General features: G+C 57.2%; 26 protein-coding genes. 11 read left to right on the top strand and 15 right to left on the bottom strand.

Annotation, left to right across the window (positions count from 1 at the left end; genetic code table 11):
* Window positions 1-79 precede the first annotated feature (79 nt).
* From rplS to BM316_RS01485, 3 genes are all read left to right on the top strand, one after another.
* Window positions 80-469: a 50S ribosomal protein L19 gene (gene rplS / locus BM316_RS01495; protein ID WP_090203105.1), complete on the top strand. Its 390-nt coding sequence runs from the start codon at window positions 80-82 to the stop codon at window positions 467-469.
* An 11-nt stretch (window positions 470-480) separates the two neighbouring features.
* Window positions 481-702 (top strand): 50S ribosomal protein L31, encoded by a 222-nt coding sequence (gene rpmE, locus BM316_RS01490; protein ID WP_090203102.1) that lies wholly within the window; start codon window positions 481-483, stop codon window positions 700-702.
* Window positions 703-897: 195 nt separating this feature from the next.
* Window positions 898-1,248: a c-type cytochrome gene (locus BM316_RS01485; protein WP_165606519.1), complete on the top strand. Its 351-nt coding sequence runs from the start codon at window positions 898-900 to the stop codon at window positions 1,246-1,248.
* Here the strand turns inward: BM316_RS01485 and BM316_RS01480 are convergent, their stop codons facing one another.
* Window positions 1,249-2,055: a class I SAM-dependent methyltransferase gene (locus BM316_RS01480; protein WP_165606518.1), complete on the bottom strand. Its 807-nt coding sequence runs from the start codon at window positions 2,053-2,055 to the stop codon at window positions 1,249-1,251. It abuts the gene before it with no gap.
* A gap of 78 nt (window positions 2,056-2,133) precedes the next feature.
* On the opposite strand from BM316_RS01480, the gene BM316_RS01475 reads away from it, so the two are divergent.
* A complete protein-coding gene (locus tag BM316_RS01475) occupies window positions 2,134-2,448 on the top strand; it encodes a DnaJ family domain-containing protein (protein ID WP_090207345.1) in 315 nt (104 codons plus the stop codon).
* A 48-nt stretch (window positions 2,449-2,496) separates the two neighbouring features.
* On the opposite strand, the gene BM316_RS01470 is transcribed toward BM316_RS01475, so the two are convergent.
* Window positions 2,497-3,786, bottom strand: a complete 1,290-nt coding sequence (locus BM316_RS01470) for a DEAD/DEAH box helicase (protein WP_090207343.1) — start codon at window positions 3,784-3,786, stop codon at window positions 2,497-2,499.
* Between the two features lie 353 nt (window positions 3,787-4,139).
* Here BM316_RS01470 and BM316_RS01465 point away from each other — a divergent pair, with 353 nt between their 5' ends.
* The gene (locus BM316_RS01465) at window positions 4,140-4,949 is read left to right on the top strand and encodes a division plane positioning ATPase MipZ (RefSeq protein ID WP_090203093.1); all 810 of its coding nucleotides are present in this window, start codon (window positions 4,140-4,142) and stop codon (window positions 4,947-4,949) included.
* A gap of 90 nt (window positions 4,950-5,039) precedes the next feature.
* Window positions 5,040-6,665, top strand: a complete 1,626-nt coding sequence (locus BM316_RS01460) for an FMN-binding glutamate synthase family protein (protein WP_090203090.1) — start codon at window positions 5,040-5,042, stop codon at window positions 6,663-6,665.
* Here BM316_RS01460 and BM316_RS01455 read toward each other — a convergent pair.
* The 3 genes from BM316_RS01455 to BM316_RS01445 form a co-directional block, all read right to left on the bottom strand.
* The gene (locus BM316_RS01455; RefSeq protein WP_090203084.1) at window positions 6,662-7,651 is read right to left on the bottom strand and encodes a DMT family transporter; all 990 of its coding nucleotides are present in this window, start codon (window positions 7,649-7,651) and stop codon (window positions 6,662-6,664) included. The genes BM316_RS01460 and BM316_RS01455 overlap by 4 nt on opposite strands.
* A 142-nt stretch (window positions 7,652-7,793) precedes the next feature.
* A complete protein-coding gene (gene leuB / locus BM316_RS01450; protein ID WP_090207340.1) occupies window positions 7,794-8,897 on the bottom strand; it encodes a 3-isopropylmalate dehydrogenase in 1,104 nt (367 codons plus the stop codon).
* Between the two features lie 56 nt (window positions 8,898-8,953).
* A complete protein-coding gene (locus BM316_RS01445; protein WP_090203081.1) occupies window positions 8,954-9,850 on the bottom strand; it encodes a LysR family transcriptional regulator in 897 nt (298 codons plus the stop codon).
* 93 nt (window positions 9,851-9,943) lie between these two features.
* Here BM316_RS01445 and BM316_RS01440 point away from each other — a divergent pair, with 93 nt between their 5' ends.
* Window positions 9,944-10,849 carry an NAD-dependent epimerase/dehydratase family protein gene (locus BM316_RS01440; protein ID WP_090203078.1) on the top strand — a complete coding sequence of 302 codons (906 nt, stop codon included), beginning with the start codon at window positions 9,944-9,946 and terminating at the stop codon, window positions 10,847-10,849.
* On the opposite strand, the gene BM316_RS01435 is transcribed toward BM316_RS01440, so the two are convergent.
* The 3 genes from BM316_RS01435 to leuD all read right to left on the bottom strand — a co-directional run bounded on the left by BM316_RS01435 (window position 10,787) and on the right by leuD (window position 13,506).
* A complete protein-coding gene (locus BM316_RS01435) occupies window positions 10,787-11,698 on the bottom strand; it encodes an endonuclease/exonuclease/phosphatase family protein (RefSeq protein WP_242649703.1) in 912 nt (303 codons plus the stop codon). The genes BM316_RS01440 and BM316_RS01435 overlap by 63 nt on opposite strands.
* A 92-nt stretch (window positions 11,699-11,790) precedes the next feature.
* Entirely contained in the window at window positions 11,791-12,630 is an 840-nt protein-coding gene (locus BM316_RS01430; RefSeq protein ID WP_242649702.1) for a hypothetical protein, read from the bottom strand.
* Window positions 12,631-12,900: 270 nt separating this feature from the next.
* Complete coding sequence (leuD, locus tag BM316_RS01425) at window positions 12,901-13,506, bottom strand: 3-isopropylmalate dehydratase small subunit (RefSeq protein ID WP_090207335.1); 606 nt, start codon at window positions 13,504-13,506, stop codon at window positions 12,901-12,903.
* 77 nt (window positions 13,507-13,583) lie between these two features.
* Here leuD and BM316_RS01420 point away from each other — a divergent pair, with 77 nt between their 5' ends.
* Window positions 13,584-13,799, top strand: coding sequence for a hypervirulence associated TUDOR domain-containing protein (locus tag BM316_RS01420; protein WP_090207333.1), 216 nt, complete (start codon window positions 13,584-13,586; stop codon window positions 13,797-13,799).
* Between the two features lie 44 nt (window positions 13,800-13,843).
* Here BM316_RS01420 and leuC read toward each other — a convergent pair whose 3' ends face one another.
* The gene (gene leuC / locus BM316_RS01415) at window positions 13,844-15,247 is read right to left on the bottom strand and encodes a 3-isopropylmalate dehydratase large subunit (RefSeq protein ID WP_090203073.1); all 1,404 of its coding nucleotides are present in this window, start codon (window positions 15,245-15,247) and stop codon (window positions 13,844-13,846) included.
* Between the two features lie 264 nt (window positions 15,248-15,511).
* Entirely contained in the window at window positions 15,512-16,459 is a 948-nt protein-coding gene (locus BM316_RS01405) for a calcium-binding protein (protein WP_090203068.1), read from the bottom strand.
* Window positions 16,460-16,633: 174 nt separating this feature from the next.
* Between BM316_RS01405 and BM316_RS01400 the strand changes: the two genes are divergently transcribed.
* Window positions 16,634-18,001 carry a mechanosensitive ion channel family protein gene (locus BM316_RS01400; RefSeq protein ID WP_090203065.1) on the top strand — a complete coding sequence of 456 codons (1,368 nt, stop codon included), beginning with the start codon at window positions 16,634-16,636 and terminating at the stop codon, window positions 17,999-18,001.
* A gap of 50 nt (window positions 18,002-18,051) precedes the next feature.
* On the opposite strand, the gene BM316_RS01395 is transcribed toward BM316_RS01400, so the two are convergent.
* Entirely contained in the window at window positions 18,052-19,038 is a 987-nt protein-coding gene (locus BM316_RS01395) for a 2-hydroxyacid dehydrogenase (protein WP_090203063.1), read from the bottom strand.
* 108 nt (window positions 19,039-19,146) lie between these two features.
* Here BM316_RS01395 and BM316_RS01390 point away from each other — a divergent pair, with 108 nt between their 5' ends.
* Window positions 19,147-19,674 (top strand): SH3 domain-containing protein, encoded by a 528-nt coding sequence (locus BM316_RS01390; RefSeq protein ID WP_090203060.1) that lies wholly within the window; start codon window positions 19,147-19,149, stop codon window positions 19,672-19,674.
* 12 nt (window positions 19,675-19,686) lie between these two features.
* Window positions 19,687-20,595 carry a cation diffusion facilitator family transporter gene (locus BM316_RS01385; RefSeq protein WP_090203057.1) on the top strand — a complete coding sequence of 303 codons (909 nt, stop codon included), beginning with the start codon at window positions 19,687-19,689 and terminating at the stop codon, window positions 20,593-20,595.
* On the opposite strand, the gene BM316_RS01380 is transcribed toward BM316_RS01385, so the two are convergent.
* From BM316_RS01380 to coaBC, 4 genes are all read right to left on the bottom strand, one after another.
* Window positions 20,592-22,619, bottom strand: a complete 2,028-nt coding sequence (locus BM316_RS01380) for a M3 family metallopeptidase (protein WP_090203054.1) — start codon at window positions 22,617-22,619, stop codon at window positions 20,592-20,594. The two genes, BM316_RS01385 and BM316_RS01380, sit on opposite strands and share 4 nt — an antisense overlap.
* Window positions 22,620-22,724: 105 nt before the next feature.
* Window positions 22,725-23,783 carry a HesA/MoeB/ThiF family protein gene (locus BM316_RS01375; protein ID WP_090203052.1) on the bottom strand — a complete coding sequence of 353 codons (1,059 nt, stop codon included), beginning with the start codon at window positions 23,781-23,783 and terminating at the stop codon, window positions 22,725-22,727.
* On the bottom strand, window positions 23,780-24,235 hold the full coding sequence (gene dut / locus BM316_RS01370) for a dUTP diphosphatase (RefSeq protein WP_090203049.1): 456 nt from the start codon (window positions 24,233-24,235) through the stop codon (window positions 23,780-23,782). Before dut ends, BM316_RS01375 begins: the two co-directional genes overlap by 4 nt.
* Window positions 24,232-25,425, bottom strand: a complete 1,194-nt coding sequence (gene coaBC / locus BM316_RS01365; RefSeq protein WP_090203047.1) for a bifunctional phosphopantothenoylcysteine decarboxylase/phosphopantothenate--cysteine ligase CoaBC — start codon at window positions 25,423-25,425, stop codon at window positions 24,232-24,234. The genes dut and coaBC overlap by 4 nt, the downstream gene beginning before the upstream one ends.
* Between the last annotated feature and the right edge of the window lie 14 nt (window positions 25,426-25,439).

The raw sequence follows: 25,439 nt of genomic DNA, 5'->3' as shown, positions 1-25,439 counted from the left end.
TGAACCCGATCACGACGCAGAGCTCTACGACACGAGAACCATTGCGGAAAACCGCAAGCATATCATAGGAGCGTTTCAGATGGACCTGATCGCAGAACTCGAAGCGGAGCAGATCGCTGCGCTGGGGAACGACATCCCCGATTTTAAAGCGGGTGACACCATCCGCGTTGGCTACAAGGTGACCGAAGGGTCCCGCAGCCGTGTTCAGAACTACGAAGGCGTCTGCATCGCCCGCAAGAACGGCAAAGGCATCGCCGGTTCGTTCACAGTTCGCAAGATTTCCTTTGGTGAAGGCGTTGAGCGTGTGTTCCCTCTGCACTCCACCAATATCGACAGCATCAACGTGGTGCGTCGTGGCCGCGTTCGTCGCGCCAAGCTTTACTATCTGCGCTCTCGCCGTGGTAAGTCCGCGCGGATCGCAGAGGTTACAAACTACAAGGCACCCAAGGGTGCTGACGCAGAGGCATAAGGACAGTCGCCATGAAAAAAGATATTCACCCAGATTATCACATCATCGACGTCAAACTGACCGATGGTACTGTGGTTCAGATGAAATCCACATGGGGCAAGGAAGGCGATCAGATGTCGCTGGATATCGACCCTTCTGTACACCCTGCATGGACCGGTGGCGGCGCACGCCTCATGGATGCCGGCGGCCGTGTCTCCAAGTTCAAGAACAAGTACGCAGGCTTCGGTTTCTAAACTGCAGCACTTCGGAATTGATCAACGCCGCTCCCTCAGGGCGGCGTTTTTCTATCAACATCGACGACCCGCGAGTGAGGTCCGCAAGTTTTCGTGGCTGGGAATACCAGTATGCGCAAAATGATAATTCTTCTCTGTGGTGTTATGACGGCGACGACCTTGCTTGCCCATACAGGTGTCCAGAATCCAGCCGTAATGGCGCGTATGAACAGCATGTCTGCCATTGCCGAAGATCTGAAGGTGATTGCATTGATGGCGCGTGGCGAAGAACCGTTTGATGCCGAAGCTGCCCGCGCCGCTGCTGCATCAATTGCGGCCGAGTCTGCGCAGATCGAAGCACTCTTTACAGAACCCGAAGACGACCCAAAGTCAGAAGCAAAACCTTCAATCTGGGAAAATTTCGCGCAATTCTCGTCCATCGCAGCAGAGATGGAGGCCATTGCGCTCGGCCTGTCGACATCAATCCAGACGTCCGAAGACATTCGGCCTGCGCTCGCCTCTCTCGGGCAGAGCTGCCGAACCTGCCATGAGGCGTTTCGCGAATAGCTAAGCGACGGGCTTGCCCGCGCGCAGGGTTCCGAATGCCTGATAGCCGTAGAGTGTCCCAGAATTCATGCGGCGCTCATACTCGGCAACCAATGCATCTGCCAATTGCTGGCCAATCTGTCCATTTGCAACCATCAGCTTGGTCGTCTCAGTGACCCAAGGCAACATCTGCGGCCCATTCTGGACAAGACGGCTGGTCATCCGGAAATCAGGCGTCTCGAACCCTTCAGCGGCCACCAAGGTCTTCAGCTTGGCCACCAGATATGGATCGGTGACAAACCCAGCTTCGAAGGCCCGCGCACAAATATCCAAAGGGTCGTTTGGGAAGCTGGCGAAAGACCCTTTCGAGAAATCTGCGTCACATACAACAAGCACACCGCCGGGTTTCAAGACCCGATGCGCTTCCGCGATCAACGCCTCAGGGGCCAACACGTGGGTCAATACTGTATGCATGATCACGTGATCTACTGAACCGTCATCAACTGGCAGGCTAGACCCGTCTGCCACCTCAAAGCTGAGGTTGTCGTGATCCTTCGCCCTGGCCCGCGCTTCGTTGACGAACCCGATAGAAGGCTCAAATCCAATCACGCGCGATGGCGCGGCTCGTGCTGCAATCCGGCGACTGACCGCACCGGCGCCTGCACCTACCTCAATGGTCAGACTACCAGCAGGAAAGGAGAGCTCTGAAAGATAGGCCGCGACGATCGCCTCCATCGCGGGATCAGCCTGCCTTGCATCCATTGCATCGGCGAAAACTCTGATGAAATCAGCCCCCGCCGCGTCAACATCCTGAAATGGATCCGCCATCTGTTCCCCCCGTGTGCAGGGATGACTATACACTATTTGAAGGCAAAAGTCGCCCGTCATACACAGCGCGGAATCCAGATGCATCACCCTCTTTCCAGTCTGATCGACCAAATCGTCGAAAACGCCGAAAAGCGAGGCGATTTTGTTGACCTTCCGGGCGCAGGCAAGCCGCTCCCGCATCTCGATGATCCACAGAACGCCGTATTGAACCGAATGATGAAAGAGGCCGATGCTAAATCGCCAGTCGTCATCTTGCGCCAGCAGATACTGGCAAGCTCTGAACGCCTGAAATCCCTGACCGACCCTGACGCGCGCAAGGATGAGATGGCGCGACTGGCCGACCTTCAGATGAAGCTCGCCATCGAAATGGAGGCTTTCAGGAAATACGGCTAGTCACAGCCAGGCCATGATCTAAACGCAGCAGTCTCTGCTACGCCTGACTCAGCTCGCAGCCTTTCCGCGCCCACGTCCTTTTCCGCTGCCGCGCCGCTTGAACCCGCCAGGCTTACCACCGCCGGGCTTTGCCCCTTGTGGACGCCCACCCCCGCTGCGGCGGCCACCACCGGTGCGACCGTTTGGTCGCTTCTTCTGACCCGGTTGGACCTCCCAACGGCGGCCGGAGGCCACGGGGATCTCTTCCTTCATTGCGCGTTCGATATCCTGCAACTCGATCATCTCATCCGGAGCGACGAGCGCAACAGCCGAGCCATCAGCCCCTGCTCGTGCGGTACGGCCAATGCGGTGGACGTAGTTTTCGGCCACATTGGGCAGATCGTAGTTGTAGACATGGCGCACCGCCGGAATATCCAGCCCTCGCGCCGCCACGTCTGTTGCGACCAGCACACGAACCTTGCCCTGCTTGAACGCCTCAAGTGCCCGGTCGCGCTGGCCTTGGGATTTGTTGCCGTGGATCGAAGCGGCGGCAAAGCCCTTCTTCTCCAGATGTTTATACATCTTCTCGCAGCCGTGCTTGGTGCGCCCAAAGACCAGCGCCAGCTCATCGCGGTGCTTGTCCAGAAGGTCCACCAGCAGATCCATTTTCGCCGCCTGCGCGACGAAGTGCACAGACTGGTTGATCTTGGTCGCTGCCTGCCCCGGAGGGTTCACCTGCACGCGGACCGGCTTGTCGAGGTATGTGTCGGCCAACTCATTCATCAATTTTGGCATCGTGGCAGAGAACATCATTGTCTGGCGGTCCTTCGCCAGTAGTGGAGCGATCTGGCGCAACGCATGGATGAAGCCCATGTCGAGCATCTGGTCTGCCTCGTCCAGCACCAGATAGATTGTCTCTTCCAACCGTATCGCACGACGGTCGAGCAGGTCGATCAATCGGCCCGGCGTTGCGACCAGCAGGTCAACACCGCCGGCCAAGCGCTTCGTCTGGGCGACAATGCCAGCACCACCCACGACCAAGGCGACTTTGAGGTGCGTCCCTTTGGTGTAATTCGTCAGGTTGTCCGCGATCTGCTTTGCCAATTCCCGCGTGGGTGCAAGGATCAGGCCGCGTGCGGTCTTGGCGTTCGGTTTGACACCAGCCTTCATCAGCGCGTGGATCATCGGCAGACCAAAAGCAGCGGTTTTGCCCGTACCGGTCTGGGCAAGCCCCATGACATCGCGGCCATTCATCGCGTGCGGGATGGCTTGCTGTTGGATCGGGGTGGGATCGGTGATCCCCTGTTCTTTGAGAACATTAATCAGTCGGGGCGCGAGGCCCAGCATATCAAAATCCATTTCTGGACACCTTTCTTCGGGGCCGATGGCCCACATATCATTGCGCTCCGGCAGATGCCGGGCGCGTCGCTTGGGTTGGGCGGGCTTCTGACCATCAGCTTATGCTGTTGGCCGAACCTGCGCTGCTCCCCCCGCGTGAAGTGGGTGCTCTGTGGAATATTCGGACGGTTGCGAGGGGCCATTACCCCTGACGATGCTCACGCGGCTTCCGCGTCCTCTGCCGCGCTCTTGCGCTTTTGCAGCGGCGCTGTCAAGCGCGCTAAAAAACGACATCAGCAACTGCGCTTCGACTTTCGCCCACTGCTGGGGATTCTTATAGTCCGCGGCAAAGAAAACGAGCAGGGAATCAGCACGTGGCGCACATCATTGTCGTCGGCAACGAAAAGGGCGGTGCCGGCAAATCTACAGTGTCGATGCATGTGGCAACCGCATTGGCCCGTATGGGACACAAGATCGCTGTGCTTGACCTTGATCTGCGCCAACTGACGCTCGGGCGTTACTTGCAGAACCGTGTTGAATTCATGCGAAAGGAGGGACTGGACCTCCCGACACCCACTTTTGTGCCATTGCCAGAGCACGATGCAGGCTCCCCTGATGAAGCGAGCCAGTCGATTGATCAGCGCCTCTATGCAGCGATCGGCAGCGTGCAGGACACCATGGATTTTGTGCTGATCGACTGTCCGGGTTCGCATACCCGTGTGTCACAGGTTGCACATTCGCTTGCTGATACGCTGATCACCCCGCTGAACGACAGCTTTGTCGATTTCGACATGCTCGCCCGCGTTGACAGCGAAGGTGAGGAAATTCTGGGGCCTTCTGTTTATTCCGAAATGGTCTGGAGCGCCAAACAACCGCGCGCGCAGGCCGGCCTTGCCCCGATAGACTGGATCGTCTTGCGCAATCGTGTCGGATCGCAAGCGATGATCAACAAGGAAAAAATGGAGCGAGTCGTCGCCAAACTTTCAAAACGCATTGGCTTTCGGACTGGTCCGGGCTTCAGCGAGCGGGTCGTATTTCGCGAGCTTTTTCCACGTGGTCTGACGTTGCTTGACCTGCGGGACATAGGTGTGAAGGGCCTGAGCATCTCCAACATCGCTGCCCGACAGGAATTGCGCGATTTAATCAAAACGCTGGACCTGCCGGGTGTGAAGCCAGACTTCTGATCGGCTTGCCAAGGCAGAGACGCCTGAAAACCTTCTTCCGTTCGACCGAGTGCCCGCCTAGTGTGAGAGCAATACAGGGAGGAAACTGGCGTGCAAAAACTGATAGAGTTGCAGCGCTATGCAACATTGGTGACAGTCGCAATCCTGACGGTCATCTGTTTGATCATTGGAATTTGGGAACCTTGGGTCCTCTTACTTGCCGCGCTCTTTGGTGCACTGACACTCTTGGGGTTGCGCGATGTCTCCCAGACAAAGCATGCGGTTCTCAAGAATTACCCAATCCTCGGCCACATCCGGTTTCTGTTCGAAAAGATACGCCCCGAAATCCGGCAGTATCTGATTGAAAGCGATCAGGAAGAACAGCCATTCAGTCGCGAACAGCGATCACTTGTTTATCAAAGATCAAAGGGCGCAGAGGACAAACGCCCATTCGGGAGCCACGAAAAAGTCTATGAAGCAGGCTATTCCTGGCTGACCCATTCGGTGCAGCCGATCCATTTTAGCAATACAGACTTTCGCGTCACAATCGGCGGCCCGGACTGCAAGCAACCCTACGAAGCCTCGCTTTACAATATCTCGGCCATGAGTTTCGGCTCTCTTTCGGCCAACGCCATCTCTGCGTTGAACCAAGGCGCCAAGATGGGCGGGTTTGCCCATGACACCGGCGAAGGCGGGATCAGCCGCTACCACCGGCAAGGCGGCGGCGACCTGATCTACGAAATCGGCTCAGGGTATTTCGGATGCCGCAACGATGATGGTTCGTTCAATCCGGACCGCTTCGCCGAACAGGCGGCTGACCCTCAGGTCAAGATGATTGAACTGAAGCTCAGTCAAGGGGCGAAACCTGGCCACGGTGGTATGCTGCCGGCAGCAAAGATCACGCCAGAGATTGCTGAAGCCCGCGAAATTCCGATGGGTCAGGACTGCGTGTCCCCTGCAGCCCACAGCGCCTTCAGCGGTCCGATGGGATTGATGAAATTCATCGGTGAGTTGCGCGAATTGTCGAATGGCAAACCTGTGGGCTTCAAGCTCTGCATCGGCCACCGGCGCGAATTTATGTGCATCGTAAAAGCGATGCTCGAAACCGGTATTGTGCCTGACTTCATCGTAGTGGACGGCACCGAAGGCGGAACAGGTGCCGCCCCTCTTGAGTTTGCAAACCACGTTGGAATGCCGATGGTCGAAGGGCTGACCTTTGTGCACAACACACTGCGCGGCGCAGGTCTGCGCGATCAGGTCAAGATCGGTGCGGCGGGCAAGATCGTCTCCGCATTTGATATTGCCAAGGCGCTCTCTATCGGGGCCGATTGGTGCAACTCCGCTCGTGGCTATATGTTCGCCATCGGGTGCATTCAGGCGCAGGCATGCCACACCAACCACTGCCCTGTGGGGGTCACGACGCAGGATCCATTGCGGCAGAAAGCGCTGGTGGTGCCAGACAAGGCCAAGCGCGTGGCACGCTTTCACGCAAATACATTGAAAGCACTGGGTGAAATGGCAGGGGCGGCTGGTCTCGACGATCCTTGCGGATTCCTGCCATACCACTTCATGACGCGGCGGGCAGACGGGCGCATCACCGAAAGCAACGACGTCTACGCCTATCTCCGCGATGGCTTCCTGCTGGATGACGGCGACGACAATCCGATCTACCGCAAGCGCTGGTCACGTGCCGATGCCCATAGCTTCGATCCGCCGGACCTTGTGGTCCACGACTAGGTGGCGTCCGAACGTCGCGCTTCTTCTGGTCGTGGCGGGGTCTTTCCTGCCGCGCGCATCCGGATAGAGATACGCGGCGTTGCTCCTGTTTCTGGCCGCGACCTCGTGCGCAAGACAGGCGTATTCTGCGAGTTCCCAGCCTTGCTTTCACGCAGCACGATATAAAGGCCGCTGGCGATGATAATTGCAGCCCCAACACCTGTCGTGGCGTCGATGACCTCATCGAAGAAGACATAGCCAAATATACTTGCCCAGATTATCTGGCTGTATTGCATGGGTGCGATGATGGCCGCCTCGCCGGTCTGGTAGGCCGCAATCACAAGGCGGCCAGCGATCCAGGCAAACACCGCAATAATCCCGAGCATCCCGAGATGTTCGATCGGCATGGGTTTGTAGACGAATGGAAGCGCGCAGGCCATCGTGATGAACGTCGCCATCATCGGGTAAACCAGCATGACCACAGGGCGTTCTTCTGATCCGATCTTGCGCACAACGATAGATGCGAGCGATCCGCCTACAGCGGCAACCAAAGCTGCGAGGTGGCCCAGTGAAAGCTCTGTCTGTCCCGGACGCAACACCACCAGCACCCCTGCAAGCCCGACCAAGACTGCAAGCCAACGGCGCATGCGCACCTTCTCACCCAAAATCGGGATTGCCAGAATGGTGATCAGCAGTGGCGCCGCAAAAAGGATTGCGTAGGTCTGCGCCAATGGCAGAACAGAAAACGCATAGAACGCTGAAACACCGGTTGCGACAGCAGCGCCAGTGCGCAACGCAAGCCACCATGGGTGTTTTGGCACCAATGTCCCCGGGGTGGCGTCCCGCATCAACATGATCATGGCCAGCGGGAAGCTCAGCAAGACGCTGTAGAACACGATCTGGAAAGGAGCATAGGTGCCACCGAGCACCTTTACGATGACATCGTGGGTGGCGAAGATTGCAAATGCTAAAAGCGCCAGCAGCGCGCCTTTTGCGTTCGGTGACATGGGTCAGATCCTTGATAGGGTGTTACCGCTATCAAAACCTGATCACCTCACAAGTCAAGCGATCACGCTGCAATGCAGCATTGCTGGCGGCGACTAGCTAGCGCATGGGGACACCTTGCAAGCGCCCCCTCTCCGGTCTTGATTAGAGGCTTTCGTCCAGCGCCGCGAGGATAGCATCACCCATCTGCGTGGTGCTCAGCGGTGTGCCGCCCTCAGGCCCCATCAGATCGGCAGTGCGCGCGCCGTCAGCCAAAACCTTCTCAATAGCAGCTTCCAGACGATCGGCTTCACTGCCTTCGTCAAAGGAATAGCGCAGCGCCATTGCAAACGACAGGATGCAGGCAATTGGGTTGGCTTTGCCCTGCCCTGCGATATCCGGTGCAGAACCATGTACCGGTTCATACATCGCCTTTGGACGACCGTTGGCCATTGGCAACCCAAGCGAAGCTGATGGCAACATACCAAGCGAACCTGTCAGCATCGCCGCACAATCCGACAGGATGTCCCCAAAGAGGTTATCCGTCAGGATGACATCAAACTGCTTTGGCGCGCGCACAAGCTGCATCGCTCCGTTATCGGCGTACATGTGGCTCAGTTCGACCTCGGGGTAGTCTGCGTGCACCTCGGTCACGACATCGCGCCAGAGGATGCCGCTTTCCATCACGTTGGCCTTCTCCATCGAGCAGACCTTCTTGTTGCGCTTCATCGCCAGATCAAAGGCCGCGCGGGCCGCACGCTCGATTTCGGCTTCGGTGTAGCGCTGGGTGTTGATGCCAACGCGCATATTGTCCTCAATATGAATCCCGCGAGGCTCGCCAAAATAGACGCCGGAGGTCAGTTCACGCACGATCATGATATCAAGACCTGCAACAACATCCTTTTTCAGCGATGAGAAGTCCGCCAAAGCGTCGAAACACTGGGCCGGGCGCAAGTTCGCGAAAAGATCCATTTCCTTGCGCAGGCGCAGCAAGCCACGTTCTGGCTTCACACTGAAATCAAGGTCATCGTATTTCGGGCCGCCCACTGCACCCAGCAGCACCGCATCAACGTCCTGCGCCTTGGCCATCGTATCATCGTGCAAAGGCACACCATGCGCATCATAGGCGGCGCCACCGACGAGGTCCTCAGAGACATCAAAGGTCAGATCACGCTTGTCGCCAAACCAGCCGATGATCCGCTTCACTTCGTCCATGACTTCAGGGCCGATGCCGTCACCGGCGAGGATCAAAAGGGATGGGTTTGCCATGGGACTGTCCTTGCTTGAATTGGTTGCCAAGCCCCTAGCGCGACCGTCGCCCATGTTCAAGAGACCAAGGGCTTGAGTCGCCTTTCTAACAAGTCCCAGACCCGCCGAATACGAGGTGTCTGTCGCATCGCTTCATGCGCAGTGAGCCATACGGGAAGCGTCGGTAATTCCAATCCAACGTCCAACTCCTCAACCCTGCGCTCTGCACGGCCAAGCATGGTTTGGGCAAAGCCGATCCCGCAGCCGGCGCGCACCAGTTCCCAGTAGGCGATGTTGTCATCACAACGGGTCTTGAAGAAATCGCGCGTCACCTCGGCACCGGCCGTTTGAAATCCGTTCAGGATATCGGTGTTGGCGTCATAACCGACGATATCATGCGCGAGCAGATCCTCTATGGAGTGTGGCCGCCCCCGCGCATCAAGATAGGATTTGGCGGCAAAGACCGATAGCGGCACCTCGCCAAGATGCTTTGTGATCAGATCAAGCTGAGTCGGGCGATACATCCGAATGGCGATATCTGCTTCGCGATAAAGCAGGTTTCTGGTGCTGTCAGACGGCACAAGCTCAATCGCGATTTTGGGCTCCAGCGCCCTGATTTCGGCGATGATCGGTGGCAGGTGGTAAACCGAGAAGGCAACACTCGCCGTGATCCGCACCGTCCCTTCCAGTTGCGTCTGCCGGCCAGCCGCCTGCAAGCTGATCTGGCGCACCGCGTCCCGCATCGCCTGCGCAGGTGCGACCAGCGCAGCGCCTGTCTCGGTCAAAGCAAAGCCGCGCGACTGCCTGTGAAACAACTCCACGCCAAGCTGGGCTTCCATCAGTTTTATTTGCCGCCCTAAGGTGGGCTGGCTCGTCCCCAATACCCCCGCCGCACCCGAGAGACTGCCCGTTTCAGCCACGGCCAGAAACGCCTGCACCAATGACCAGTCAAGTTTGTCGAAAGACCTATCCATTCAGTATTGAATACATGATAGCAAAATTCTGGCAATTTCTTTTCATATTTGAATTTCGCAAACTGGGTCAACGGAAACGGAAGGAGACCCGAAATGCCCTCAGTTCTTATCCTCGGCGGAAACGGAAAAATCGGACAGCGCAGCGCAGAGGCCTTTGCCGCCGCTGGCTGGACGGTCCGACACTACGACCGCAAGACCGGCGACATGACCAAAGCAGCCAAGGGGGCGGATGTGATCGTCAACGGTCTGAACCCGCCAAACTATCACAACTGGGCAACCGTGATCCCGCAAATCACGCGACAGGTCATCGCCGCGGCCAGGGCCAGCGGCGCCACTGTGATCATCCCTGGCAACGTCTACAATTTCGGCGACCAGCCCGGTGTCTTTGACGAAAACACACCGCATCTGGCAACAACTCGCAAAGGACGCACCCGTATCGAAATGGAAAAGGCCTATCGCGACTCTGGTGTCCAGACGATCATCTTACGTGCCGGAAACTTCATCGACCCTGACGGCAATGGCGACATCATGAGCCTGTTCGTCCTGCGTGACGTCGCCAAAGGCAAGATTACCGCAGGCAGCGATCCTGACACCCTCCAAGCCTATGCCTACGTGCCAGACTGGGCACGCGCCGCTGTCATGCTGGCCGAAAAGCGCGAGACCCTCGCACAATTTGAAGATATTCCGTTCGAAGGACACAGCTTCACGATCAACGAACTGCGCAACACACTCGCCCGCTACACTGGCCGCACCTTCAAGATCAGTCGCTTTCCCTGGTGGATGATGACCATTCTGTCGCCTTTCTGGGAGTTGGCCCGTGAGCTTCGCGAAATGCGCTATCTCTATGCGCTCAATCACAGCGTCAACTGTGAGAAGCTGCACCGCCTGCTGCCAGACTTTCAGCCCTCCAGCCGTGAGGCCGTCATGTGCGCAGGCCTACCGGCTGATATCCACCCAAACCAGACGATGCGGTCCGACCGCATCCCATTGGTCACTTAATGAATCTGCCTCGCTCATGTCGGCGTCGGGCCAAAACGTTCCCGCGCCGACAACCTGCCAATCCGACGAGGGCAGAACATAGCTGACGCGTAGCTGCCCCGGCCCGTCTGTGCCCCAGTCGGCATTCGGCTGCCCCGGATGAGGATCAGAGAGGTCTTGGCGGCGCAGGAAAGTCGCCATTGCCGCGCGGTCGCCATCACCTGCCAGTGGATCGAGGTTTGCATTGCCCACCACGACAAAAGCTTCCGGTATCGCGCCCATTTGGCCATCCAGAACATTCTCCCATAATCGCAATTCGTCGCGGGCGCGGTGGCCGTTCATGTCCTCCGGTCCATCAAAGACCGGAGGCGTTGCCGCAAAAACCAGAAGTCTCAACTGACCTTGCGGCACGACAACGGGCAGGTTCCAATGCACTGTAGATGAGAGAGGCAGCACTTTGAGTACTTCATCTGACAAAAACGGCCGACCCTCGGCCATTGGAAGCTGCGCATCCGGCAGGTCGCGCCACAACATCGCTGTATGGTCAACGAAACCGTCTTGATTGAACGGATAGCGCGACAACACGGCGACCCCGCCGTCACCAGTGAACCGCCCGTACCCCAGACTATCGCGCGCATCGCCAGTGCGCCCGTTACCGTCAATGTCGAAACCGGAAGGTTGCCCCGCATTCGGCAGTCTCGAAAAGCGGTGCGTATAGTCCAAACCTGTAGTCTCAGCGAATGCAGAGAGAGCCAGACCGTCATGGTCATAGTCAAAATCGGTCAGAACAAGGATATCGGGCGAGATGGTCGCTATGACCGCCTTAATGGCGGCGATCTGTGGGTCCTGCCCGCGTCGGATATCACGCAATAACAGCCCCGGCCCATCACGACTGAGTGGTGCCGCATAGGTTGCGACGCGCAGACTGTCTTGGGCACTGATCGGGGACGTTTGCGCAGCAATCAGGAATAGCGCGGCACACCAACGTCTCTGTCGCCATATGCCCTGCGCCGTTGGAGTTCGATCATATAGGCAATCCGGCTGATTGCGACGCCTCGCATCAACAGGTTTGCAGGTATGAATGCCCATGCCGCCAAGACCCAGATCAAGGTTTGCGTGCTTTGGAGATTGATTGACGTCCCGACAGCGCCAATGATCCAAATCACTGTCGGGATCAAAAATGGGACGGCAATTCCTAACAAAATGTTAAAACGCGCATCGCGGCGGAGGCGCTTGATCACATCACCGCCAGATGTCGGGTCGAATGTCGGCAGGTTGATCCAGACGTTGAAGGCCTCGTTGCGACGGGGCCAGCGATAGAACCGGAGCAGGACGATAAAGTAGATGACCGAGACGCTGGCAATCAAATAAATCAGGCCAGCCGCATCACGCACGCGCACCAATGTATCCTCGGACACGGATGCGGGCATCTGATCCAGCATCAACCGCAGCGGGGAATAGGGAAAATCAATCGCGACCCCCAAGGCCGATCCGCTGAGCTGAAAGAAATCCGAAACCGCTGTTGGGTCTTCAGCGCCACGGAAGATCACTGACAGGCATAAGACCGTCGCAAAGAGCGCCGAGAATCTGACGCGATTGAAGGGGGGCGCATCCCGAAATTCCACGAGGCTTGGGCTGGTCGAGATGTATTCAACGATCGTAAACAAGGCAGCAAACACGGCGGCCAATGCAACGATCTGGGCACTGTCACCACTGCGTCCGGGCAGAAGCGCATGCGGCATGATGATCAGCATCACGACCAATGCGGCTCTGACAAATGCTCCGGGCAATCGAAACAGCACTTTTTAATCCTTTTGCCCGACCGCTTGCACCGGGCTGATGGTAATGACGAGAGATTGGCTGAGCCAAGTCATCATGTAATGATGTTGCCGTTTGAAAAAGCTTTTCGGCAACAGCCGCTTCTCTGAAAAATCTTTAATGAGTCGATTTCACTCTAGAGTGGTGCGCGTTTGCAACCTTAATCGTTGTTTAAGCTGCATTCACATTTAATTTAGTGGCCAAAACGCAAAAAAGCCGCGCATCGCGCGGCTTTGTCGCTGGATTTTGGGCAGTCAGACCCAAGGACGGGCGGCACTTGCCTGTGCTTCGAAACTGTCAATCGCAGATGCCTTTTCCATCGTCAGACCGATGTCATCAAGCCCGTTCATCAGGCAGTGCTTCTTGAAAGGATCAACGTCAAAGGTGAAGACCTCACCGTCCGACGAGGTGATTGTTTGTGCTTCGAGATCGACTTCAATGCGGGCGTTAGAACCTTTTTCCGCATCCTTCATCAGCACATCGACCTGTTCCTGCGGCAACGCGATTGGCAAAATGCCGTTCTTGAAGCAGTTATTGTAGAAGATGTCAGCGAAGCTTGGCGCGATCACGCAGGTGATCCCGAAGTCGGCAATCGCCCAAGGGGCGTGTTCGCGTGACGAACCGCAGCCGAAGTTATCACCCGCGACAAGGATCTGTGCCTCGCGATACTGCGGTTGGTTCAGGACGAATTCAGGGATCTCTTTGCCGTCATCGTCATAGCGCATCTCGTCAAAGAGGTTCACGCCAAGACCGGAGCGCTTGATCGTTTTAAGGAACTGCTTGGGAATGATCATATCGGTATCGATATTGACCAGTGGCAGTGGCGCGGCGATGCCGCTGAGTTTGGTGAAAGCTTGCATTTTTGCCTCCTGAGGCGTCTGCGGGAACCATTGTGCTTTTTCTGCTGTTGGTCCTTCAGACAATGAAAGGTGAAATCATGTCATACCGTAGAGGTACGCGGGTCAAATGGGATTGGTCGAAGGGCACAGGCACCGGGCAGGTCGTCAAAAAATTCACCGAAAGCGTGACATTGACGATTGATGGAACCGACGTGACATGTCACGCGACTGCCGACGATCCTGCCTACCAGATCGAACAATGCGACGGTGATGCTGTGTTGAAGTCGGACAGCGAGCTGCGCAAGGTTTCCTGAACAGGATCCATTGCGGACAGCCCGCTTAGGTGCCGTGCCACGGATCACATCATCTCCCGTACGTCGGTCAGCTTGCCGGTAATTGCGGCAGCAGCGGCCATCGCAGGCGACATCAGATGCGTCCGGCCGCCACGACCTTGGCGTCCCTCGAAGTTCCGGTTCGACGTCGCAGCGCAACGCTCGCCCGGTGCCAACTGATCCGGGTTCATCGCCAGACACATCGAGCACCCTGCCAGACGCCATTCGAAACCGGCATCGATAAAGATCTGCGCAAGCCCCTCTTCTTCGGCCTGCGCACGCACAAGCCCTGAACCGGGCACAACCATCGCACGCTTCACGGCGATTTTCTTGCCCTTCAAAATGTCTGCGGCAGCGCGCAGGTCTTCAATCCGACCGTTTGTGCAGGATCCGATGAAGACCGTATCGATCTCAATATCCTTGAGCGGCGTGCCGGGCTTGAGGTCCATGTAGTCAAGCGAGCGTTGTGCAGCGCCCACCTTGCCACCTTCGAAGTCGCTAGCGGCGGGAACAGTCGCGGTGATTGGCAGGACATCTTCGGGTGATGTGCCCCAGGTGACAACAGGGGCGATATCTTCGCCTTTGATGGTGACCACCTTGTCGAAATGCGCGCCTTCATCAGTGAAGAGCGTCTTCCAGTAGGCCACAGCGGCCTCCCATGCGGCACCTTTTGGTGCGTGCGGGCGGCCCTTGCAGTATTCGAACGTCTTTTCGTCAGGCGCGATCAGGCCCGCGCGCGCGCCGCCTTCGATCGCCATGTTGCAGACGGTCATGCGGCCTTCCATCGACAGGTCGCGGATTGCTTCGCCACAGTATTCGATGACATAGCCCGTGCCGCCGGCTGTGCCGGTCGCGCCGATGACGGACAGGGTGATGTCCTTGGCGGTCACACCGGGGCGGAGCTTGCCGGTGATCTCGACCTTCATGTTCTTCGACTTCTTCTGGATCAGCGTCTGGGTGGCCAGAACGTGCTCCACCTCGGACGTGCCAATGCCATGGGCCAGCGCACCGAAAGCACCATGCGTTGCCGTGTGGCTGTCACCGCAGACGACGGTCATTCCGGGCAGTGTCCAACCTTGCTCTGGCCCAACGATGTGCACGATGCCCTGACGGACGTCGGTCACAGGGTAGTAGTGGATGCCGAATTCCTTAGCATTGCTGTCGAGCGCGGCCACCTGAATGGCGCTGTCCTCGGTCATGTTTTTGGGGTCTTCGCGACCCATCGTGGTGGGGACGTTGTGGTCCGGCACAGCGATTGTTTTCTCGGGTGCACGCACCTTGCGACCAGCCATGCGCAGCCCCTCAAAGGCTTGCGGGCTGGTCACCTCATGGACAAGGTGGCGGTCGATATAAAGCAGGCAAGTGCCGTCTTCGGCTTCATGGGCGACATGCGCGTCCCAGATTTTATCATAGAGCGTCTTGGGGGACATTGGTCCTCTCCCGTTTTGTAAAAGTCAGAAATGATCAGGGTGACGGAAAGGCTGCGCCTTAGCCGCGTGCTAGGATCGTGCAGGATGCACCGAAAAACCGCCAAGGCAGGCGCGCGCGATCATCCATGTCAAAAACCATTGTCATAAGGGCTCAGATACACCCGAGCCTCACATCTCGCAAGCACAAGAATCTCTGCAATAGCCGCTGCCGAACGCGGCATGGTACGTACGGAAACGCTGACCCAGATAGGCAGCCAGAAAACCCTAAACGACGGGGGTTGGGCTCACCTGTGCCGGAGCAGTTGCACCAGCCTTCACGGCTGCAAAGGTTTCCTGCGCACCTGCAACACTCAGTTCCGCGTCAACGGTGACATCAACTTTGATGGACGCCACCACGTCATCAATGTCGCGACTTGTCCCGTAAACAAAGGCGCGGGACGTTTCGAAATTGTCTGGCTCATCGCCAGGATCGGCAAAACCGACTTCGATGTTGTATCCATCGATTCCGTTGATTGATCCTTCTGTGACAGTCACGATCAGGTCCTTGTCGACAACTGAGCCGTCGTCAGTGTCGATTGTCATCACGATCTCGTCGCCAAAGTCCAATTCCTGAATAATTGCGACAGTCTGTTGTGCGTCATCATCATTTGCGAGTGCATAAAACGTGTTCTCTCCGGCGACACCATCAAGCACACCGCGCCCTGTCACCATGACGAGTTCGTCATTCTCCTGGCCGCCGTAGGCACGGCCTTCATCACCCCATAGGAAAATATCGTCGTCACCGCCTTCGCCCCGCAACGTGTCGGTGCCGAGATTGCCGACAATCGTGTCATTGCCATTTCCGCCGCGCACGATGTCGTTGCCTTCACCGGCGTCGATGAAGTCATCGCCGGCGTCACCTTCGATTGTATCGTTTCCGCCAAGGCCGAAGAGCTGATCGTTTTCGCTCCCGCCATCAATCACGTCACGGTCGGCACCGCCGGTAATGGTGTCTTCTCCGTCGCCGCCGCGCAAATCGTCCTCGCCTCCGTTGCCGTTGATGACATCGTCACCCAGAAACGCGCGGATCAGATCAGGGCCAGGAGTGCCGTTCAGTTCATCATTCTCGGGTCCACCTTTGATCTCATTCGCACCGTCGTCGCCATCATCTCCGATCAGAGGGATCAACAACGCGCCGCCCAAGAGCACCAACAAAACCAAAGAAACTGACATCTCAAAAGCACTCCACAGAAAATTGTTAAGACTTTGTTAAGGTGGTCCCGCTCACCGGGCAAGCCTTGACAGCTGCGAATAGGCAATACCTCAAGGATGTAAAAAGACGTCGTGCTTGTGGTTTCTGTCAGGGCCGTGCGAAGCTGATGTCGTCACCACTACGAAAAGGCGCAAATGGCCGAACACGAGGAACAACCAGCCGAGCCAACGGCAGATGCGACTGAAGTCGCTCTGGAGGAGGTTCTCGATATCGGCGAGATGCTGATTTCGCAGGTGCAGATCGCCATTGAGTCAATGTTCCGGACGTGGAACCTCTATCAACTGCTTATCGTTGTTGGCATCTTCCTCGTTGCTCACCTATTGCGCGCCCTTTTGGGACCGCGCATCCGGTCGTGGATGGCCTCGCGCGAGAACTGGCCGAAGTGGCGCATGCGCATTCTGGTTGTGATCCATCAGCGACTGAGAGCGATTTTCTTCGTCGGGCTGATCTGGCTGGTGATTTTGGTCATGCGCGAGATCACATGGCCAAGCCGAAGCTATTTGCTGGGCATCGTCGGAACACTTGCATTTGCCTGGCTGGTCATTGTTTTCGCAACCCGTCTGATCAAGAGCCCGTTTTTACGAAAATTGGTGCGCTATGGCGCTTGGACATGGGTCACACTGCAAATTCTAGGCTTGCTTGAACCTGCTGAGCGGCTTCTCGACAGCATCGGGTTCAGCATTGGTGAAATCAGGTTCTCGCTGTTGTTGCTAGTGCAGGGGATTGTCATCCTGACTGTGCTGGTCGCCATGGCCCGGTTCTTTACGTCGACGACCGCCGCACGGGTAAGAGCCAACGACGATATCAGCCCGTCCATGCAGGTGCTGATCGTCAAGGGTATCCAGATCGCGTTTTACGGTGCGGCCTTCTTTCTGGGCGTCCGCGCGCTTGGCATTGATCTGACCGGCCTAGCAGTTCTGTCGGGTGCTATTGGTGTTGGCCTTGGCTTTGGTTTGCAGAAAGTGGTTTCGAACCTCGTTTCGGGCGTGATCATCCTGCTTGATAAGTCAATCAAACCGGGCGACGTCATCAGCCTTGGCGACACGTTCGGTTGGATCAACTCCTTGGGTGCGCGCTATGTGTCGGTGGTCACTCGCGATGGCCGTGAATACCTGATCCCGAACGAAGACCTGATCACAGGACAGGTCGTCAACTGGTCGCATTCAAACGAATATGTCCGGCTCGATATCAACTTCGGCACGTCCTACGCGGACAACCCACATGAGGTTCGCCGCGTTGCAATCGACGCTGCGCAAAGCGTGGACAGGGTTCTCAAGAGCCGCCCGACCGTCTGTCACATCGTCGGCTTCGGCGACAGCTCGGTCGATTATCTTTTGCGTTTCTGGATCAGCGACCCGACAGGTGGCCTGACAAACATCAGGGGCAACGTGTATCTCGCGCTTTGGGATGCCTTTCAGGAAAATGGTATCTCAATTCCGTTCCCGCAGCGTGAAGTGAAGCTGCTCGAGAGCGAGCAGGTCAATGTGAAAATGGGCGAATAACGCGCAAAGGTTGCGCTGTCTCGTCTCTGACGCAACGACCGCCAGAATGTTCAGAGCATTGCCGGAATAACCAAGTCAGGTGGCCTATGGCCATCTGCAAAGGTCTTGATATTGATGATGACCTTCTCTCCCATCTCAATCCGGCCTTCGACAGTCGCCGATCCCATATGTGGCAGCAGGATTGCGTTCTGAAGCTCTTTCAGACGTGGGTTAATGTCGTGACCACGCTCGAATACGTCTAGCCCTGCACCAGCGATTTCACCGGCACGCAGCATCCGTGTGAGAGCGTTTTCGTCAATGACCTCCCCGCGCGAGGTATTCACGATCAGCGCATCCGGTTTCATCAGTTTCAGCCGCCGTGCATTCATCAGATGGAAGGTTGAGGGTGTGTGCGGACAATTGATCGAAAGCACATCAATACGCGCGACCATTTGATCGAGGCTTTCCCAATAGGTCGCATCAAGCTCTTCTTCCACTTCGGGGCGCAAGCGTTTGCGATTGTGATAATGCACGCCCATGCCAAACGCCGCAGCGCGTCGCGCCACAGCCTGCCCAATCCGACCCATGCCCAATATTCCGAGACGCTTGCCGCGCAGGCGCGTTCCAAGCATCGCTGTTGGCGACCACCCTTGCCACTTGTCTGATTGCGCCAATGCCATGCCCTCGCCCATCCGGCGGCTGACAGCCATCATCAGCGCAATCACCATATCGGCAGTGTCTTCTGTCATGACGCCAGGTGTATTGCTGACATGGATGCCGCGCTGGCGGGCTGTCGCCACGTCGATATGGTCAACACCTGCCCCGTAGTTCGCAATCAGTTTCAGACGATCCCCTGCCCGTCCCAGAAGTTTGGCATCAATGTGATCAGTGATTGTTGGCACCAGAACGTCGGCCTCTGACATTGCAGCGGCCAACTCATCAGTGGTCATGGGTGTGTCATCGTCACGCAAGGTGACATTGAAAAGCTCTTTCAGGCGGGTCTCGACAACCTCAGGCAACCGTCGCGTTACAACAACACTCAAATGCTTACCTGGCATCAACCTCTCCTCGTGGCTTTGCAAAATACGCTTTGCATGTCAGGTTGCGCGAAAGGGACGCGCTGCACAAGAACCGCGCGCCAGAAAAAGAGCAGTATTGGGCAAAGAATGAAACGTTTGACGCAGGGCTTGGGCGTTGTGCTGGTCTGTCTGTTTGCACAGCTGGGCAGTTTTCTTCATGCACAAGAGCTCGCCGCCGGGCCCGCGATCGGCCCCGAGACAAATCTTCCACTGCCGCGATTTGTGTCCTTGCGGGCGTCAGAGGCCAACGTACGGCGCGGCCCTTCCCTGTCCCACCGGATCGACTGGGTTTTCAAACGCAGGGATATGCCATTGCAGGTCATCGCCGAATACGGCCATTGGCGACGGGTGATTGATCGCGACGGGCAAGGTGGCTGGGTGCATTTCCGGATGCTCTCCGGCGCGCGTACTGCCATTGTGATGGGTGCCGAACAAATCCCGCTCAGGGCACGGCCCGAGGACAACGCAATTGAAACTGCCTTACTTGAACCCGGCGTGATCGGTCGTTTGGGCGAGTGTGATCCGGACTGGTGCCGCCTGAGTGCTGGCGGATATCGTGGCTGGGTGCACAGATCCGCCCTTTGGGGTATTGGTGAAGCGGAAATTCGCGACTAAACCTTTCGCCTGATGCCAGACACTTCAGCAAAACGCCTCAACACCTCGGCGGGTGTGCTTTCCGTCACCGTTGCCCTCATCTTGGTTGTGGCAAAGCTCTGGGCCTTGGGTCAGACAGGCTCGCTCGCCGTTGCTGCAACTTTGGCGGACAGCGCGCTAGATTTGATGGTGTCCCTCGGTGGGCTGGTCGCTATTCTCTATGCTGCAAAACCGGCGGATGATGACCATAACTTCGGTCATACGTCCGCCGAGGACCTTGCTGCATTGGGGCAATCGCTGTTCATCCTCGTCTCGGCCGGTGTGATTGCAACTGCTGCCGTTCTGCGCCTTTTGTCCGACACCGTGACCCTGCCTGAACGCGAAGGTCAGGGGATCGCCGTCTTGGCATTTTCGATTGCCGTGACGTTCGCGTTGGTCCTCTGGCAACGTTATGTGGCTGCCCGAACTGGCAATAAAGTCGTTGCAGCAGACAGCCTTCATTACATGGGGGATTTGATCCCGAACATCGGGGCGATTATCGCACTTTGGGCCTCAGGCGCACTAGGACTGCATCAGATCGACAGTGTCGTAGCACTTGCTGCGGCGGCCTTCCTTGCGGTCGGAGCTGTGCGGATCGGCAAACGCGCCTGGGATGCCTTAATGGATCGGCAAGCCGACCCAGCCATGATTGCCGAAATTAGCGAACTTGTTGCAGATTTTGACGGTGTTCACGGCTTTCACGACCTCAAGACACGTCAGGCGGGCAGCAAGGTTTTCGTGAACCTCCACATCGAGCTCGACGGGACGCAGACACTGGATGAGGCGCATGCCATCGGAGCCGCACTGCGGCGCGCAATCATTGCCGCCTACCCGCAAGCGGATGTACTGATCCATAAAGACCCCGTCGGGGTGGAACGCCACCCCGACGACACGCGCATTTAAGCTGCAGTGTCCAGACCGCGACCCTTCAGCAGGGCGTCAACACCTGGCAGACGGCCTCGGAACTCCTTGTAAAGCTCAGCGGCATCGACCGAACCACCAGAAGAAAGCACCGTTTCTTCGAGCCGCTTCGCCGTCTCTGGATCAAACGGGTCACCTGCCTCATCAAACGCGGCAAATGCGTCGGCGTCCATCACCTCTGACCACATGTAGCTATAGTATCCGCTTGAATAACCGTCACCCGCAAAGACGTGGGCGAAATGTGGCGTCGCATGGCGCATCCTGATGGCACGCGGCATACCGATGTCCTGCAGGATTTCTTCTTGTCGTTGCATGGGGTCCGCCGGTGCGGGGCCGTCGTGGAAACCCAGATCAACAAGCGCGGACGCAACGTACTCAACGGTCTGGAAACCCATGTCATAGGTCGCAGCGCCCAGAACTTTCTCCAAAAGCTCTTCAGGCATAGGCTCACCGGTTTTGGCGTGTGTCGCGAATTCCGACAACACCTGCGGCACCTCAAGCCAGTGTTCGTAAAGTTGGCTTGGCAATTCGACGAAGTCGCGCGCCACGGATGTCCCTGAAATGCTCTCATAGGTTACATCGGACAGCATCTGGTGCAGCGCATGACCAAATTCGTGGAAGAGCGTCCGCGCATCATCATAAGAAAGAAGCGCAGGTTTCCCGGCCTCAGGTTTGGCAAAGTTACAGACATTGACAACGAGCGGCCTGACCTCGCCGTCAAGGCGGTGCTGGCTTCGCATTGCAGAACACCAAGCACCCGACCGCTTTGATCCGCGCGCAAAGTAATCACCAATGAAGACCGCGATATGCGCACCATCTCGCGTGACATTCCACAAACGGACATCGGGATGATAGACGGGCCCTTCAACAGGTGTGAATTCCAATCCAAATAGCCGATTGGCACATGCGAACGCCGCTTCGATCATGCGATCAAGTTGCAGATACGGTTTGAGTTCTGCCTCATCGAGGTCATGCAGTTCCTTGCGGCGCTTTTCCGCGTAATAGCGCCAGTCCCAAGGCTCTAGCGGGCCATCGAAGCCATCAGAGTGCAGCAGCCGCTCAAGCGCTTTTGCATCACTTTCAGCGGCAGCTTTGGCAGGCTCCCAGACATCCATCAAAAGATCGCGCACGGCTGCAGGCGTGCCTGCCATTTCGGTTTCAAGCTTGTAGTCGGCAAAGCTGTCATAGCCGAGAAGCTTGGCGCGCTCCTCGCGCAGTTGCAGGATTTCGGCTGCAATGGCACGGTTGTCGGTCTTACCGCCATTGGCCCCGCGCGCGCCCCACGCCTCATAGGCTTTTTGACGCAAGTCACGCCGATCAGAGAATTGTAGAAACGGGACGATCAAAGAGCGAGACAAGGTCACGACCGGCCCACTCGCACCTTTTTCCTCGCCTGCGGCACGGGCCGTTGCGATGACAAAATCAGGCAATCCTTCAAGATCGTCCTGCGCTAGCACCATAAACCACTCACGTTCGTCAGCCAGCAGGTTTTGGGTGAACTCAGTCCCCAGAATGGCGAGCCGTGCCTTCACCTCGCGCAAACGCGCCGCCTCTGCACCTTCCAACTTTGCACCGGAGCGGACAAATCCGCGTCGGGTGAGCATCAGAACCCGCTGCTGCTCTTGGGTCAGGTCGAGATTTTCGCGGTCGTTCCAAAGTGCCTCGACACGCGCAAAAAGCGCCTTGTTCTCGGTGATTTCGGACCCGTAAGCGCTCAACATCGGTGAAAATTCGCGTTGCAGTTCCTCGCGGCGCGGATTGCTGTCAGCGCCAGCTACATTGTAGAAAGCGCCCAATACTTTGTTGAGCAGACCTTCCGCGCGCTCCATCGCTTCGATTGTATTGGCGAAAGTCGGCGGTTCCGGGTTTTCCGCAATCGCCGCGATATTGGCACGCGCATCAGCCAATGCGGCCTCAACGGCTGGCAGATAGTCTTCATCGCTAATGTCATCGAATGGTGGCAGGCCAAATGGCGTGGTCCACTCGGTCAACAGAGGGTTGGTCATGGCAATTCTCCTTTGCATCAAAGGTAGGGTGCGTGATGGCGACGCGCCACAGCGCGCCGGCCTTTTTTGGGCACAAAAGTACCGACCATAGGCATATGAAAGGCGCTAGATACGTTCGTCCGCACCGGAACAGACAACGCAATCCGAGCGTCGCTGGACCGCGATTGTCCGGCTTTGCGCGTAGAGTGCATCATAAATGTGCAGACGGCCTGCCAATGTCTCCCCGGCGCCAGTAATGATCTTGAGTGTTTCGACGGCCATCATGGTCCCCAAGACGCCTGGCAATGGCCCGATCACGCCAGCCTCTGCGCAAGACGGGACCAAGCCTGCGTCAGGTGCTTTTGGAAAGACGCAAGCGTAGCAAGGCGCACCGTTATGCGGATCGTAAACGCTGATCTGCCCTTCCCATTGCGTGATTGCGGCGGCAACCAATGGTTTACCAAGTCTGACCGCTGTCTCATTGACCAGATAGCGGGTCTCAAAATTGTCAGACCCGTCAAGGATCACATCGTAGTCGGCAAAGAGTTCGGCTGCGATCTCCGCGTCGAGCCGTCTGTGATAGGGGCGCACATCAACAAAAGGATTTTGTGCCCGCATCGCCTCGGCGGCCGAATGTACCTTTGGCACGCCGATGTTGCGATCAAGGTGGATGACCTGTCGTTGCAGGTTTGCGTTCTCTACGGTGTCGTCATCAATGACACCAATCGTGCCGACGCCCGCTGCGGCAAGATACTCAAGTGCGGGCGCGCCGAGGCCACCTGCGCCGACCACCAGAACTTTGGCGTCGCGAAGCGCCTTTTGACCAACGCCGCCAATTTCTCTGAGAATGATATGGCGCGCGTAGCGCTGCAGCTCGGTCTCAGAGAAATTTTCGGACCGGACAACGGTGGCAGGGGCGGCATCATCGCCGCTTGCGCGGTCGCGCAGGGCCGACAAGAGCTTGCGATAAAGCCAGACCAAAACACCAAAGCCGAGAATAATGGCCCAAAGGCGTGCGTCACCGCCGGTCGCCATGCGGAGCGGATGACCATCTGGCAAAATCAGATGTCCCACCATGACGGCAACGATCAGAAAGATCGTCATGTTCCAACGCGCCTTGCGCGGCACCTTCATTGCCCAGCCAATCACCCAGAGGGTGGCGACCATTGTGCCGACCATAATCATAGACCAGTAGACCCGAAGCCACCCGCATTGCGGGCCGTTTCATCCAGCGTTTCCACACAATCAAATTCGGTTTGGATGACTGGAGCGACCACCATCTGTGCGATGCGCATCCCGTGTGTGATCTCGAAATCGGCGCTTCCGAGGTTGATCACGATGACTCCAAGCGGTCCGCGATAATCGCTGTCGATGGTTCCTGGCGAGTTGGCGAGTGTGATCCCATGTTTGAGCGCGAGACCCGAACGCGGTCTTACTTGCACCTCATAGCCATCCGGAATGGCAATCCGCAGACCTGTCGGCACCAGACGACGGGTCATGGGCGAAAGCATGATTGCCAATTCGTCCTTCAGATTGGCACGCAGATCGGCACCGGCAGCACCGCTTGTTTCGTACCGAGGCAGCCCGAACGACTGGTCGGCCCACGGCTCCCACTGAAACGCAATTCTGACGGTCACGACATTGCCTCTGCGATACGAGCAGCAAGTTTTTGGGCAACTGCTGACTTGCTCATTCGCTCCCAGGCTTCGGACCCGTCTGCCGTGATCAAGGTTACCGCGTTTTCGCTGCCGCCCATGATACCCGTCTCTGGCGAAACATCGTTTGCCACGATCCAATCGCAGCCCTTTCGCGCACGCTTGGCTGTTGCATGGGCAATCACGTCATCTGTCTCTGCGGCAAAGCCGATCACGAGTGGCGGTCGTCCCTCTTTCATCTGCGCGACTGTGGCAAGGATGTCCGGGTTTTCAGCAAACTCCAGTTGTGGCAGACCACTACCGTCTTTCTTGATCTTGTTGGCACCGGCATTCGCCACCCGCCAGTCAGCCACGGCGGCTGCGAAAACCGCTGCATCGGCTTTGTCGGCGGCTTGAACCGCCTCCAACATTTCCTGCGCCGTCTGCACTCGAATGACGCGCACGCCTTTCGGTGGCGGCATATCAGCTGGTCCTGTGACGAAAGTGACTGTCGCACCTAGTGTGGCCAACGCCGCGGCGATAGCCGTGCCCTGCGCCCCTGATGAACGGTTCGCAATGTAACGCACAGGATCTATGGGTTCATGTGTCGGTCCAGAGGTGACAACGATATGTTTGCCATTCAATGGCCCATCCGAGAGCGCGGCATCAATGGCCGCAATAATCTCAGGGACTTCTGCCATCCGACCGGGACCGAACTCGCCACAGGCCATCTCACCCTCGTCAGGGCCAACGGTGAGGATACCATCAGCATCAAGAACAGAGAGACTTCGTTGTGTTGCCGGGTGTTCCCACATGCGCACATTCATTGCCGGAACAATCAAAACCCGTTTGTCTGTCGCCAAGAGAAGCGTCGTGGCAAGATCACCGGCCAAACCTGCTGACATCTTTGCCATCATATCGGCTGTCGCAGGCGCAACGACGACCAGATCAGCAGCGCGGGACAGCTCAATGTGCCCCATCTCAGCCTCATCTGTCAGATCGAAAAGATCACGATAGACTTTCTGCGCCGCAAGCGCCGATACGCTCAGTGGTGTGACAAATTCCTCAGCCGCTTTTGTGAGGACCGGCGTCACGGTGACACCGCGCTCGCGCAGTCGCCTGATCAGATCAAGCGATTTGAAGGCGGCGATTCCGCCGCCAATGATCAGCAAAACATGTTTGTTTGCGAGCATACGCGCACTCCGGT

Source organism: Yoonia litorea (assembly GCF_900114675.1).
Taxonomy (GTDB): domain Bacteria; phylum Pseudomonadota; class Alphaproteobacteria; order Rhodobacterales; family Rhodobacteraceae; genus Yoonia; species Yoonia litorea.
The sequence above is the reverse complement of the archived record's forward strand: the minus strand, read 5'-3'. Positions and strand labels throughout refer to the sequence as shown.

What these genes read in the sequence shown, in the direction of transcription:
- rplS (WP_090203105.1), top strand. Translation starts at nt 80, where the DNA reads ATGGACCTGATCGCAGAACTCGAAGCGGAGCAGATCGCTGCGCTGGGG.
- rpmE (WP_090203102.1), top strand. Translation starts at nt 481, where the DNA reads ATGAAAAAAGATATTCACCCAGATTATCACATCATCGACGTCAAACTG.
- BM316_RS01485 (WP_165606519.1), top strand. Translation starts at nt 898, where the DNA reads ATGGCGCGTATGAACAGCATGTCTGCCATTGCCGAAGATCTGAAGGTG.
- BM316_RS01480 (WP_165606518.1), bottom strand. Translation starts at nt 2,055, where the DNA reads ATGGCGGATCCATTTCAGGATGTTGACGCGGCGGGGGCTGATTTCATC.
- BM316_RS01475 (WP_090207345.1), top strand. Translation starts at nt 2,134, where the DNA reads ATGCATCACCCTCTTTCCAGTCTGATCGACCAAATCGTCGAAAACGCC.
- BM316_RS01470 (WP_090207343.1), bottom strand. Translation starts at nt 3,786, where the DNA reads ATGGATTTTGATATGCTGGGCCTCGCGCCCCGACTGATTAATGTTCTC.
- BM316_RS01455 (WP_090203084.1), bottom strand. Translation starts at nt 7,651, where the DNA reads ATGTCACCGAACGCAAAAGGCGCGCTGCTGGCGCTTTTAGCATTTGCA.
- leuB (WP_090207340.1), bottom strand. Translation starts at nt 8,897, where the DNA reads ATGGCAAACCCATCCCTTTTGATCCTCGCCGGTGACGGCATCGGCCCT.
- BM316_RS01445 (WP_090203081.1), bottom strand. Translation starts at nt 9,850, where the DNA reads ATGGATAGGTCTTTCGACAAACTTGACTGGTCATTGGTGCAGGCGTTT.
- BM316_RS01440 (WP_090203078.1), top strand. Translation starts at nt 9,944, where the DNA reads ATGCCCTCAGTTCTTATCCTCGGCGGAAACGGAAAAATCGGACAGCGC.
- leuD (WP_090207335.1), bottom strand. Translation starts at nt 13,506, where the DNA reads ATGCAAGCTTTCACCAAACTCAGCGGCATCGCCGCGCCACTGCCACTG.
- BM316_RS01420 (WP_090207333.1), top strand. Translation starts at nt 13,584, where the DNA reads ATGTCATACCGTAGAGGTACGCGGGTCAAATGGGATTGGTCGAAGGGC.
- leuC (WP_090203073.1), bottom strand. Translation starts at nt 15,247, where the DNA reads ATGTCCCCCAAGACGCTCTATGATAAAATCTGGGACGCGCATGTCGCC.
- BM316_RS01405 (WP_090203068.1), bottom strand. Translation starts at nt 16,459, where the DNA reads ATGTCAGTTTCTTTGGTTTTGTTGGTGCTCTTGGGCGGCGCGTTGTTG.
- BM316_RS01400 (WP_090203065.1), top strand. Translation starts at nt 16,634, where the DNA reads ATGGCCGAACACGAGGAACAACCAGCCGAGCCAACGGCAGATGCGACT.
- BM316_RS01395 (WP_090203063.1), bottom strand. Translation starts at nt 19,038, where the DNA reads ATGCCAGGTAAGCATTTGAGTGTTGTTGTAACGCGACGGTTGCCTGAG.
- BM316_RS01390 (WP_090203060.1), top strand. Translation starts at nt 19,147, where the DNA reads ATGAAACGTTTGACGCAGGGCTTGGGCGTTGTGCTGGTCTGTCTGTTT.
- BM316_RS01385 (WP_090203057.1), top strand. Translation starts at nt 19,687, where the DNA reads ATGCCAGACACTTCAGCAAAACGCCTCAACACCTCGGCGGGTGTGCTT.
- BM316_RS01380 (WP_090203054.1), bottom strand. Translation starts at nt 22,619, where the DNA reads ATGACCAACCCTCTGTTGACCGAGTGGACCACGCCATTTGGCCTGCCA.
- BM316_RS01375 (WP_090203052.1), bottom strand. Translation starts at nt 23,783, where the DNA reads ATGATTATGGTCGGCACAATGGTCGCCACCCTCTGGGTGATTGGCTGG.
- coaBC (WP_090203047.1), bottom strand. Translation starts at nt 25,425, where the DNA reads ATGCTCGCAAACAAACATGTTTTGCTGATCATTGGCGGCGGAATCGCC.